The sequence below is a fragment of the Caballeronia sp. SL1002 genome, assembly GCF_057814995.1.
Window position 1 is genome coordinate 914,966 of the sequence record NZ_JBYMUW010000005.1, and the last position, 11,532, is coordinate 926,497.

Genomic DNA, 11,532 nt, shown 5'->3' on the forward strand with positions numbered 1-11,532 from the left:
TTAGCGCCTTGTCGCCCTCGCGGGCGGCGAGGCGTTTTTTTGTTGGTGGCGGTTTTTGTTGGTGGCGGTTTTTGTTGAGGGCGGTTTTTGTTGGTGGCGGTTTTTGTTGGTGGCGGTTTTTGTTGGTGGCGGTTTTTGTTGGTGGCGGTTTTTGTTGGTGGCGGTTTTTGTTGAGGCGGTTTTTGTTGAGGCGGTTTTTGTTGAGGCGGTTTTTGTTGGTGGGCGGTTTTTGTTGGTGGGCGGTTTTTGTTGGTGGGCGGTTTTTGTTGGTGGGCGGTTTTTAGGGCGCGTGGTCTTCATGTCATAATCCGGCTTTCGGGCAAAACAGCAACATTTGCCAACTATTGCCACTTTCGCGCGACCGCTCGCTTCGCCATGCAAACTTTAATTCTCGTGCTCGTGCTTTGCTCCGCCCTGCTCCACGCGACCTGGAACGCCTTTCTACACACGAGCGCCGATCGCTTTCGGCAACTTGGTCTGATGGCGATCCCGTATCTGCTCTGTTCGGTGGCCGTGTTGTTCGTGGTCCCGGCGCCGGCGCGAGAAAGCTGGCCATATATCGGTGCTTCGGCGTTGCTTCAGTTCGGCTATTGCGCGGCACTCGTGCGGGCCTACAGTTCAGGCGATTTCAGCCAGATCTATCCGATTGCGCGCGGGTTGTCGCCGTTGTTGATCGCCGTGGGCGCGCTCGTATTCGCGGGCGAGCGGCTGCATCCGCTGGCGGCGGCGGGGATCGCGCTGGTATCGGCGGGGATTGTGTCGCTGGCGTTCGCGCGGATGCGTTTTTCGGTCGAGAGCGTGCCGGCCGCCTTGTTAACGGGCGTGTTTATCGCGGGATACTCGATTGTCGATGGCATCGGCGTGCGGCTCGCGGGCAGCACGTTTGGTTATATCGCGTGGATTTATTTTCTGTTTAACGTGCCGATTGCGCTGATTGTCTGGCGGCGATACGGCACGCGTGCGTTCTTGCTCGACGATCCGAAAGGAACGATAACCGGCATCACGGGCGGCGTGATTGCGATGCTTGCTTACGGCATCGTGATTCAGGCGTTCCGCTTTTTGCCGATCGCGATGGTGTCGGCGTTACGCGAACTCAGTTCGATTTTTGCGGTTTTGATTGGGTGGGTTTTTATGAGCGAACGGCTTACGATGCGGCGGGTTTGCGCTTGCGCGCTGGTTACTGTAGGGGCCGTTTTGATGCGCGTTTAGGGAACGCGCGGGTTTGGTTTTGCTGGCGCCTTGGGTTTTGCTGGCGCCTTGGGTTTTGCTGGCGCCTTGGGTTTTGCTGGCGCCTTGGGTTTTGCTGGCGCCTTGGGTTTTGCTGGCGCCTTGGGTTTTGCTGGCGCCTTGGGTTTTGCTGGCGCCTTGGGTTTTGCTGGCGCCTTGGGTTTTGCTGGCGCCTTGGGTTTTGCTGGCGCCTTGGGTTTTGCTGGCGCCTTGGGTTTTGCTGGCGCCTTGGGTTTTGCTGGCGCCTTGGGTTTTGCTTTTGCTTGGCGCGAACGTTGAACTGGGTTTGGTTTGCTCGCTCTCTCTGCTTTTGTTGTTCTGTGCTTTCTGGGAACTTGCTTTCGTGTAGGTCTATTAGCACGCCGCTATGCGCGGCAGCAGTCACTTTCTTTGCTGCTGCAAAGAAAGTAACCAAAGAAAGCAGCGTGACCTACTAAGTGTCCACCACGAACCGCAACCGGGAGTGGTGCGCAAGCTGATTCGGCCATCGCACCACACCACAGAGTGGAGCCGCTCATTCATCCCCGCAGGCACAAAGTGCCTGCCGGAACGGCATAACCGAAAATCCAAGGCCAAGGCCAAGGCCAAATCTAAGGTCGAACGAAGGCCGCAGCTAAACGCGCCGTTTTTCTGAATATGCCCATCGTCCGAGCGCAGCGAGGATGGACCTGACAGGCGCTGTGCCAACACCTTGAACTGCGAGTTGACCGAATCAGCCTGCGCGCCTATCCGCGTGGTTATGCGTGGTGGACACTTCTGCGGATAAGCTGCTTTCTTTGGTTACTTTCTTTGCAGCAGCAAAGAAAGTGACTGCTGCCGCGCATAGCGGCGTGCTAATAAACCTACACGAAAGCAGGTTCCCAGAAAGCGCAGGCAAACAAAAGCAACGGGCGTGAGCAAGTTCCCAAAAAGCGCAAGCAAAACAACAGCCGACTGCTGCCGCGCCCAGCGCCGCGCTAATAGACCTACATGAACGCAAGTTCCCAAAAAAACGCAGGCAAACCACACCGTCCGCGCCCCCTCACCCCACCCCGCCGCCAGGCAAAAACCGCCCAATAACCCGCGCCAGCGTCCCGAACGCCGGTTCGATCTCCTCGTCCGGAACGCACGCATACCCGATCAATAACCCCGACGCCGCATCCCCGCGATCCGCGTAATACCCGGACAGCGGCCGCACCACAATATTCTCAGCCAGCGCAGCAGCGGCAACCGCGCGGTCATCGACGCCATCAGGCAGCCGCAGCACCAAATGCAGCCCCGCATCGCCGCCGACGATTTCGAGCGACTCGCCATAATGCGCGGCGATCGTCGCGAGCATCAGCTCACGGCGCTGGCCGTAAAGCGTGCGCATGCGCCGAATGTGCGAGGTGAAATGCCCCTCGGCGATAAATTCCGCGAGCACCGCCTGCTGCAACAATTGCCCCTCGCGATACAACTCGGCGGACGCCGTCGCGAAACTCGCCGCCAGCGCAGGCGGCACCACCAGATAACCGATCCGCAAGCCCGGAAACAACGTCTTGCCGAAACTGCCGACATAAATCACCTGCCCCGCCGAATCCAGCCCCTGCAGCGACGCCAGCGGCCGGCTGCCGTAACGAAACTCGCTGTCGTAATCGTCTTCGATAATCCAGCAGCGGTGCTGGCGCGCGAATTCGAGCAGCATCCGGCGGCGCGCGAGGCTCATCACCATGCCGAGCGGATATTGATGCGACGGCGTAACCAGCATCAGCTTCGGCGGACTCGCGAGATCGTCCGGTGACGGATTGATGCCCTCCTCGTCGACCGGAATCGCCTTCAGATCCAGCCCCGACACCTGCAGCACGCTGCGCACGCCCCAGTAACACGGGTCTTCGGTCCAGATCGTGTCGCCGGCGTCGGTGAGCAGTCGCACGGCGAGGTCGATCGACTGATGAATCCCCGTCGTCACGATGATCTGCTCGGGCGTGCATTGCACCGAACGCGCGGTGCGCAAGTAGTCGGCGAGCGCGTGGCGCAGCGTCGCGAGACCCCCGCCAGGGGCGTAAGTCAGCAGATCGGGCCGCAGACGCCGCCAGTATTTCGTGTGCAGGCGGCTCCAGACACGCGCCGGAAAACGCGACACATCGGGCACGCCCGGCATGAACGCGCCGCCCTGCCGCTTCGACACGCCCGCACCCGCGATCAACCGCGCGCCGCGCATCGAAAGGACGGGCGGCGCGTTGTCGATGGCGACGGGCACCGTACGCGGACCGTCGTGGAGGATGTCGTCGGGCGCGCTGTCGGCGACGAACGTTCCGCGTCCCGTTGCCGACGACACATAGCCTTCCAGCGCCAACTGCTCGTACACCTGCGTGACCGTATTGCGCCCGACGCCCAGTTCGGCCGCGAGCAGCCGCGAGGACGGCACCTTGCTGCCCGCCGGCAACTCACGCGACAAAATGGCCTGCTGCAACAGCCGATGCAATTGCCGATAAATCGGCTGCGCGCCGCCACGGTCGAGACGCTGGGCGAGCCAATCGGACAAAACACTCGCGCGCATCGAAAATTGGCTCCTATAGATTTATTGAAATGGCTCTGAACTTAAGAGCCAAATCTTACTATAGTCACTCTATCGCCTGAACTTTGAAACCGAGCATCCGCGCCGACGCGCGAAGGAGAATTTGTCGTGAGCCAGAATCTGAAGAACGCCGACCTGCACGCCCGCAAAAACGCCGCCACGCCGCGCGGCGTCGGCGTGATGTGCGATTTCTACGCGGCCCGCGCCGAAAACGCGGAACTGTGGGACGTCGAAGGCCGCCGTTTCATCGACTTCGCGGCCGGTATCGCCGTGTGCAATACGGGCCATCGTCATCCGAAGATCGTCGAGGCGATCCGCGCTCAGCTCGACCAGTTCACGCACACCGCTTATCAGATCGTGCCGTACGAATCGTATGTCTCGCTGGCGGAAAAGATCATCGAACGCGCGCCGGGCGATTATCCGAAAAAGGCCGCGTTCTTCACGACCGGCGCGGAAGCCGTTGAAAACGCGGTGAAAATCGCTCGCGCTGCAACGGGCCGGCCGGGCGTGATCGCGTTCACCGGCGGCTTCCACGGCCGCACGCTGATGGGCATGGCGCTGACCGGCAAGGTCGCGCCGTACAAGATCGGCTTCGGCCCGTTCCCGTCCGACGTGTTCCACGCGCCATTCCCGAACCCGCTGCACGGCGTGTCCGTCGCCGATTCGCTGCGCGCGATCGAGCATCTGTTCAAGGCCGATATCGAGGCAAAGCGCGTCGCCGCGATCATTTTCGAGCCGGTTCAGGGCGAAGGCGGCTTCTATCAGGCGCCGCTGGAATTCGTGCGCGCGCTGCGCAAAATCTGTAACGAACACGGCATTCTGCTGATCGCCGACGAAGTCCAGACCGGCTTCGCGCGCACCGGCAAGCTGTTCGCGATGCACCACTACGACGTCGTGCCCGACCTGATGACCATCGCAAAAAGTCTCGCGGGCGGCATGCCGTTGTCGGGCGTGGTCGGCCGCGCGGACGTGATGGACGCGGCAGCGCCGGGCGGTCTCGGCGGCACGTACGCGGGCAATCCGCTGGCGGTGGCGTCGGCGCACGCCGTGCTCGATATCATCGACGATGAGAAACTGTGCGAGCGCGCGGTCGTCCTCGGCGACAAGCTGAAGGCGAAACTGAACGCGCTGAAAGCCTCGGTGCCGCAGATCGCCGACGTCCGCGGCCCGGGCGGCATGATCGCGGTGGAATTCTGCCAGCCCGGCACGACGGACGCGGATGCCGATTTCGCGAAGCGCGTGCAGACGCGCGCGCTGGAACGCGGCCTGCTGCTGCTCGTGTGCGGCGTGTACGGCAATGTCGTGCGTTTCCTGTTTCCGCTCACCATTCAGGAAGCGGTTTTCGACGAAGCCCTGGCTATTCTTGAAAACGTGCTGACCGAGTCCATCGCGGCGACGGTCTGAATACGGGAGTCACAATGAAGCTGAAAGACCCGGCGCTGCTGCGCCACGAAGCATTCATCGACGGCGAATGGCAAGCCGCCGACAACGCATCCACCTTCGAAGTCGTCGATCCGTCGAGCGGCGCGTCGCTCGGCACCGTGCCGAACATGGGCGCGGCCGAAACGCGCCGCGCCATCGACGCCGCCAACGCCGCGTGGCCCGCGTGGCGCAAGAAAACGGCGAAGGAACGCGCCGTCATCATGCGCCGCTGGTACGAGCTGATGATCGAAAACGCCGACGACCTCGCGATGATCCTCACGACCGAGCAAGGCAAGCCGCTCGCCGAGGCGAAGGGCGAGATCACCTACGCGGCGTCGTTTATCGAGTGGTTCGCGGAGGAAGGAAAGCGCGTCGCAGGCGACACGCTCGCGACGCCCGCCGCCGACAAGCGCATCGTCGTGACGAAAGAGCCGATCGGCGTGTGCGCCGCGATCACACCGTGGAATTTCCCGGCCGCGATGATCACGCGCAAGGTCGGCCCGGCGCTGGCGGCGGGTTGTCCGATCGTCGTGAAACCGGCTGAAGCCACGCCGTTCTCGGCATTCGCGATGGCCGTGCTGGCCGAGCGCGCAGGCGTGCCGAAGGGCGTGCTGAACATCCTGACCGGCGACCCGAAGGCGATCGGCGCGGAAATGACGAGCAATCCGATCGTGCGCAAGTTGTCGTTCACCGGCTCCACCCAGGTGGGACGTTTGCTCGCGGCCCAAAGCGCGCCGACCATCAAGAAAGTCACCTTGGAACTGGGCGGCAATGCGCCGTTCATCGTCTTCGACGACGCCGATCTCGACGCCGCCGTCGAAGGTGCGATTGCATCGAAATATCGCAACAGCGGCCAGACCTGTGTGTGTACGAATCGTTTCTACGTACACGAGCGCGTCTACGATGCGTTCGCGCAGAAACTCGCGGCGGCCGTCGGCAAATTGAAGGTCGGCAATGGGACGGAAAGCGGCGTCGTGCTCGGACCGCTGATTAACGAAGCCGCCGTTTTGAAGGTCGAATCGCATATCGAGGACGCGCTGCAGAAAGGCGCGACCGTGACGACGGGCGGCAAGCGCCACGCGCTCGGTCACGGCTTTTTCGAGCCGACCGTGTTGACGGGCGTGACCACCGACATGAAGGTTTCGAAGGAAGAAACCTTCGGCCCGCTCGCGCCGCTCTTCAAGTTTTCATCCGATGAAGAAGTCGTGCGGCTCGCCAACGACACCGAATTCGGCCTCGCCTCGTATTTCTACAGCCGCGATATCAGCCGCGTCTGGCGCGTGGCGGAAGCGCTGGAATACGGCATGGTCGGCATCAATACCGGCCTGATCTCGAACGAAGTTGCGCCATTCGGCGGCGTGAAGCAGTCGGGACTCGGCCGCGAAGGCTCGCATTACGGCATCGACGATTACGTCGTCATCAAGTATTTGTGCATTGGCGGCGTTTGAGTTTTGAGCGTGCTTGAATAAAAAACCGGTCCGGAGATTTCCTCCGGACCGGTTTTTTTATCGCTTCATTTGCGCGTCAACCTGCAAAAAGATCACGGCGCGGCGTCTTTCGGCTTCACCTGAACGACGGCCGCCGAGACGAATACCGCGTGAATCGTATCGCCCGCTTTTAGCTTCGACACGTCCATGTCGGGCGCGATATCGAACGTGTCCGTCCGCCACGGGCCGCGCAGCGTGATGGTTCGAGTCTTCCGGTTGAGACTTTGCACGGTTGCGAGCACTTCGACCTGCCGCGTCGACGTGAATCCCGTGCCGCTCGCCGCCGGCTGGATAGTCTGGGTATCGACGCGCTCGCGGATGCCTTTATCGCCGCCCTTCGCCTTCTCGGCGCTCAGCAGCAGCGCGTTTTTATACAGCACGTCCACTCGGTCGCCGACGTTCAGCTGATCGAAATTGGCGACCTGATCGCTCACGATAGCCGTGGAAATCGCGCCCTTCGCACCCTGCAGCGTGATCGTGCGTGTGGACGGGTCGATGCCGATGATCCGCGCCTCGCGATGCACCGGTTGCGCCGCGCCGATCACGCCGTGCGCCTCGCTCGCCATCGCGTCGCTCGGCGCGTTGTTTTGCGCATGGACAGACGCAACGGGCAAGCTCGCCGATGCCAACACCGTGCCCGCGAAAACGAGCGCCACTTTCCAGTCCGGCTTCATGTTCTTGCTCCGTTAGCGTCATGCAGGGTTATTTATCCGCGATTCTTAAAAAACCGGCTGAGTCGCGATTAATGGGTTCGACGATTAACTTTAATACCAATGAAACGCGCGATTGTCCAACCTGCGACCGCCCCGCCCGCGCAGCGATACGTTTCACGCGGGGCGCGGTTTTTGACGAACCGGTAGAATCGTTTTTCGCGCGCGGCGAGGTCGCGGTTGAGCGCCGCGCCTCTTCCCTCTCTCCAGGCGCTCTATGCGACGCTCCGCATTTTTTATCCGCGTCATCGGTATCGGAATACTGTTTCATCTCTATATCGGGCTCCGGCTGATTCCCGCCGCGCCCGTCGACACGCCGCTTCGCGCACTTGCCGTGGTTTGCCTGATCGTGTCTTGCCTGCTGATTCCGCTTGGCATGGCCGCGCGCACGATCGAGCAGCAGCCGCTCTCCGACCGGCTCGCCTGGATCGGCCTGCTCGTGATGGGATTTTTCTCGTCGCTGCTCGTGCTGACGTTCGCACGCGATATCGTGCTGCTCGCGCTGCATTTGATCGACTGGACACGCGGCGCGGCACCCGGTTCGAGCGCATCCGGCGAGTTTATTGCCCGCAGCGCGCTGGCCGTTCCGGCGCTCGCGCTGGTCACGACGCTGATCGGCTTTTACAACGCACGGCGGCGCGCGCCGGTGAAATCGGTCGAAGTGCCGATCGACAATCTGCCCGCCGCGCTGCGCGGCTTCACGATCGTGCAGATCAGCGATATCCACGTCGGACCGACGATCAAGCGCCACTACGTCGAGAAGATCGTCGCGGCGGTCAACGGGCTGAAGCCAGATTTAATTGCGATTACCGGCGATGTCGTGGACGGCGCGGTGTCGCGCCTGTCGGGCCACACGCAACCGCTCGGCGGACTGAGCGCGCGGCACGGCGCGTTTCTCGTCACGGGCAACCACGAGTACTACTCGGGCGCGGACAAATGGGTCGCGGAATTCCGACGCATCGGTTTGAAAGTGTTGATGAACGAGCATGTGGTGCTCGACCACGACGGCGCGCGCGCTGTCGTGGCCGGCGTGACGGACTACGGCGCGGGCAGTTTCGATCCCGCGCATCGCAGCGATCCGGCGGCCGCGTTAAGAGGCGCGCCCGCCGATGCCACCATTCGGCTCCTGCTTGCGCACCAGCCGCGCAGCGCGCCGGCCGCAGCCGCAGCCGGATTTACGCTGCAATTATCCGGACACACGCACGGCGGGCAGTTCCTGCCGTGGAATTTCTTTGTGCGCCTTCAGCAGCCGTTCGTGGCGGGTCTCGACAGACTGGGCGCGCTCTGGGTCTACACGAGCCGGGGAACCGGTTATTGGGGTCCGCCGAAACGATTCGGCGCGCCTTCGGAGATCACGCGGATCACGCTCGTGTCCAGCGCCCGCTAAGCCTTGCCGCGCGATGCCCGCCAAACGCCGATCAACGCAGCGGCTGAGCGTCGAGCGAGTGCGGATCCGGCAGCGAGACGACAGCCCGCGTGCCCGTTTTCAAGCCGTTCAGCGTGACGGGATTGCGCGCGAGAATGGCGAATTTCGTGCCCTGAGCGTCGCTCACATTGACGATACCGGTGCCGCTGTCCGCGCTGTCCACTTTGACGACGAGCGGCTGCTGGCCGTTCACCGGAGCCGGCAGGGCGTTCGCCGCGACCGGCGTAAGCGCGATCGGACGCTGGATTGTGCCGGTCACTTTCGTGCCGAATTTAAGCTTATCGAGGTTCGGGACATCCGCGCCGACCTGCATGGCCGAGACGTTACCTTGTGCATCGCGCACCTGGACCGTCCGGGCCGCCAAATTGACGCCCTCGACCGTGCCGTTGACCTGCGTGGGGATCGTGCCCTCGATCACCGGGCCGGTCACTGCGTGTGCGCCGGAAGCGACGACGAGCGCTACAGCCGCCGAGGCGAGCATCGTGAGGGATTGAATCTTGAACTTCATGGTGTAACTCCAGCCGGACGAAAATAAGAATGCCGGAGATTGTCCGAACCGCCGGCAAGAAAATCAAAATATGCACCGCCGAGTCTGTTTTTCGAGATGTTTCATGTCAACATTTCGGCACCAATTACACCGGATTCCTAAATTGATACAACGGTCTTTAAGGATCCGCTAAGACCAATCCGATTAATCGTTGAGACCGTTGTTTTCGCACTTTGAATTAGGAGGCCTCACTCCATTACAATACGCACCTTGAATTAATGCCTGCATGCGGGCGCTGGAGAATGACCATGTCTAGGCTCGATATGGGCGGTGTCGATTACATCGGCGTCAATGTGCTTTTCAGGCATGTGAATATCGGAATTTTTGACGATCTCGATTCCGCCGACGAACCCGCCCGCTTTGCACGGATCAGGCGAAAAATCGATCGGTGTACCCAATTCGTGCGTTCGGGCGAAATGCTCGCGAACTATCCGTCGGTGCGTGGCTATCGCGTCGTGTTCGAGCTCATCTCGACACAACCGTTGACGCCCGCCGCAGCGCAGTTCTGGACGGCGCGCGAGCGTGCGATTCGCGCGTCGGGATTCGGGGTGCGACTGCGTCACGTCGATATTCGCCCGTCGCTCGGGATTGCCGTACCGCTTGCATCGGCCGATGCCGTCGATGCGTTGTCGCTCGAATTGGCCCGCGCACACGCGGAGACGGAGCCCGAGCCGACACCACCGGAGTCAGAACCCGTTTCCGTCGGTTTACCTCTCCCGCTCGGTCTCCTGCGCAAAAGCCGATCCGCGATCGTTTGATTGCGTCCTCGCGGTGAAAACAGCAGAACGGTGAGGTTTTCCGGGAGGCGCCGGGTGAGCCGATCCAGGGACGGGCGGTGAGTATCTACGGGAACCGTCAACGCCGAATTCCTCGATATCAGCTCCCCGCCCGAAGCATTGCCGCGCGCGCCATCTCACATTTGCGCTTGATGCGCGCCGAGATCGTGTAGCGGATGGTCATCGCGCCGCCACGGCGAGGTCAAAAAGTGCTGCACGCGCTCCGCTCGCACCTCGCAGAGCGTCGCGGGCGTCCAGCGCGGCCGCTGATCCTTATCGACAATCAGCGCGCGCACGCCTTCGCGAAAATCGCCCTCGGTGATCGTGCGATAAACAATCCCCAGTTCCATCCGGAAACAGTCCGCAAGCGCCATCTGACGGCCGCGCAGCAGCGCGTGACACGAGACGTTGAGCATCGTCGGCGAGTGGCTTTTCAGCGACGCCAGCGTGCTTTCCAGCCACGCGTCGGGCGCGCGGCCTTCGTCGGCGTCCTGCGCGACCGCCGCGCTCAAACTTTCGACCATCCGCTCGACGCCGCCCGGCACGAAATGACGCGTGATCGCCGCGCGATGGGCCGCGAGCGGCGCGTCGGCATCGACGTTTTCGGCGGGCACGAAAACTCCGCGCAGCGTTTCTGCGAGCGCGGCCGGGTCAGTCGGCACGCTCACGCTCTCGAGCCGCTCCGTCCAGCTGGCCAGCCACGTCGACGGCACGCAGGCGTCCGCGAGACCGAACGCGACGGCATCCGCGCCCGAGAGCATCGCGCCGGTCAGCCCGGCGTACAGCGCCATATCCACCGGCATCCGGCCCATGAAATGCGTCGCGCCCACATCCGGCACCATGCCGATACGCGTTTCCGGCATCGCCATGCGCGTGCGGTCGGTCGCGATCCGCAGCGCCGCGCCCTGCGCGAGTCCCATGCCGCCGCCCATCACGATGCCGTCCATCAGCGCGACGACCGGCTTCGGAAAGCGATAAATAGCGTAATCGAGCCGGTATTCATCGACAAAAAATGCCAGCCACGGCGTCTTCTTCGCGGTATCGGCGCTGGCCGATTCGTACAGCGCGCGGATATCGCCGCCCGCACAAAACGCCTTTTCGCCCGCGCCGCGCAGCACGACGGCGGCGATCGACGCGTCGTTTCGCGCGCGCTCGAATGCTTCGGCCAGCGCGCCGATCATGCCGTGCGACAGCGCGTTCAGCGCGCGCGGCCGGTTGAGCGTCAAAACAGCGACGCGGTTGATCACTTCGAAGCCGATTTCGGCTTCGGCTGGGGTTTCGGCGCTCGTTTCAGCGCGTGTCGGTGTATTCATCGCGTGCTCCGTGCGGGTTGGCGTTCTGCGACGCGGATTTAAACGTCGCGCGTCGAACTTATTATGCCGTTGCTGGAAAATAGCGCGG

11 protein-coding genes are annotated in these 11,532 nt (G+C 62.3%); 6 read left to right on the forward strand and 5 right to left on the reverse strand.

Annotated elements, in window-relative coordinates:
• Positions 1-300 (reverse strand): hypothetical protein, encoded by a 300-nt coding sequence (locus tag AC3D25_RS28465; protein WP_488891823.1) that lies wholly within the window; start codon positions 298-300, stop codon positions 1-3.
• Positions 301-375: 75 nt separating this feature from the next.
• Here AC3D25_RS28465 and AC3D25_RS28470 point away from each other — a divergent pair, with 75 nt between their 5' ends.
• Positions 376-1,209, forward strand: coding sequence for an EamA family transporter (locus AC3D25_RS28470; protein ID WP_488891824.1), 834 nt, complete (start codon positions 376-378; stop codon positions 1,207-1,209).
• A 30-nt stretch (positions 1,210-1,239) separates the two neighbouring features.
• Positions 1,240-1,506, forward strand: a complete 267-nt coding sequence (locus AC3D25_RS28475; RefSeq protein WP_488891825.1) for a hypothetical protein — start codon at positions 1,240-1,242, stop codon at positions 1,504-1,506.
• Between the two features lie 742 nt (positions 1,507-2,248).
• Here the strand turns inward: AC3D25_RS28475 and pdxR are convergent.
• Entirely contained in the window at positions 2,249-3,745 is a 1,497-nt protein-coding gene (pdxR, locus tag AC3D25_RS28480) for a MocR-like pyridoxine biosynthesis transcription factor PdxR (RefSeq protein WP_488891826.1), read from the reverse strand.
• Positions 3,746-3,883: 138 nt separating this feature from the next.
• Here pdxR and gabT point away from each other — a divergent pair, with 138 nt between their 5' ends.
• Complete coding sequence (gabT, locus tag AC3D25_RS28485) at positions 3,884-5,167, forward strand: 4-aminobutyrate--2-oxoglutarate transaminase (RefSeq protein ID WP_488892179.1); 1,284 nt, start codon at positions 3,884-3,886, stop codon at positions 5,165-5,167.
• A 14-nt stretch (positions 5,168-5,181) separates the two neighbouring features.
• Positions 5,182-6,633 carry an NAD-dependent succinate-semialdehyde dehydrogenase gene (locus AC3D25_RS28490; RefSeq protein ID WP_488891827.1) on the forward strand — a complete coding sequence of 484 codons (1,452 nt, stop codon included), beginning with the start codon at positions 5,182-5,184 and terminating at the stop codon, positions 6,631-6,633.
• A gap of 92 nt (positions 6,634-6,725) precedes the next feature.
• Here AC3D25_RS28490 and AC3D25_RS28495 read toward each other — a convergent pair whose 3' ends face one another.
• On the reverse strand, positions 6,726-7,346 hold the full coding sequence (locus AC3D25_RS28495; protein ID WP_488891828.1) for a hypothetical protein: 621 nt from the start codon (positions 7,344-7,346) through the stop codon (positions 6,726-6,728).
• A gap of 253 nt (positions 7,347-7,599) precedes the next feature.
• Between AC3D25_RS28495 and AC3D25_RS28500 the strand changes: the two genes are divergently transcribed.
• Complete coding sequence (locus tag AC3D25_RS28500) at positions 7,600-8,769, forward strand: metallophosphoesterase (RefSeq protein WP_488891829.1); 1,170 nt, start codon at positions 7,600-7,602, stop codon at positions 8,767-8,769.
• A 31-nt stretch (positions 8,770-8,800) separates the two neighbouring features.
• On the opposite strand, the gene AC3D25_RS28505 is transcribed toward AC3D25_RS28500, so the two are convergent.
• Entirely contained in the window at positions 8,801-9,316 is a 516-nt protein-coding gene (locus AC3D25_RS28505) for a hypothetical protein (protein ID WP_488891830.1), read from the reverse strand.
• Between the two features lie 287 nt (positions 9,317-9,603).
• Between AC3D25_RS28505 and AC3D25_RS28510 the strand changes: the two genes are divergently transcribed.
• The gene (locus AC3D25_RS28510; RefSeq protein WP_488891831.1) at positions 9,604-10,113 is read left to right on the forward strand and encodes a DUF6572 domain-containing protein; all 510 of its coding nucleotides are present in this window, start codon (positions 9,604-9,606) and stop codon (positions 10,111-10,113) included.
• A 155-nt stretch (positions 10,114-10,268) separates the two neighbouring features.
• On the opposite strand, the gene AC3D25_RS28515 is transcribed toward AC3D25_RS28510, so the two are convergent.
• A complete protein-coding gene (locus AC3D25_RS28515) occupies positions 10,269-11,444 on the reverse strand; it encodes an enoyl-CoA hydratase/isomerase family protein (protein WP_488891832.1) in 1,176 nt (391 codons plus the stop codon).
• Positions 11,445-11,532 lie beyond the last annotated feature (88 nt).

Coding starts and splice junctions, on each gene's coding strand:
- AC3D25_RS28500 (WP_488891829.1), top strand. CDS start 7,600: ATGCGACGCTCCGCATTTTTTATCCGCGTCATCGGTATCGGAATACTG.
- AC3D25_RS28510 (WP_488891831.1), top strand. CDS start 9,604: ATGTCTAGGCTCGATATGGGCGGTGTCGATTACATCGGCGTCAATGTG.
- pdxR (WP_488891826.1), bottom strand. CDS start 3,745: ATGCGCGCGAGTGTTTTGTCCGATTGGCTCGCCCAGCGTCTCGACCGT.
- AC3D25_RS28505 (WP_488891830.1), bottom strand. CDS start 9,316: ATGAAGTTCAAGATTCAATCCCTCACGATGCTCGCCTCGGCGGCTGTA.
- AC3D25_RS28495 (WP_488891828.1), bottom strand. CDS start 7,346: ATGAAGCCGGACTGGAAAGTGGCGCTCGTTTTCGCGGGCACGGTGTTG.
- AC3D25_RS28515 (WP_488891832.1), bottom strand. CDS start 11,444: ATGAATACACCGACACGCGCTGAAACGAGCGCCGAAACCCCAGCCGAA.
- AC3D25_RS28490 (WP_488891827.1), top strand. CDS start 5,182: ATGAAGCTGAAAGACCCGGCGCTGCTGCGCCACGAAGCATTCATCGAC.
- AC3D25_RS28465 (WP_488891823.1), bottom strand. CDS start 300: ATGAAGACCACGCGCCCTAAAAACCGCCCACCAACAAAAACCGCCCAC.
- AC3D25_RS28470 (WP_488891824.1), top strand. CDS start 376: ATGCAAACTTTAATTCTCGTGCTCGTGCTTTGCTCCGCCCTGCTCCAC.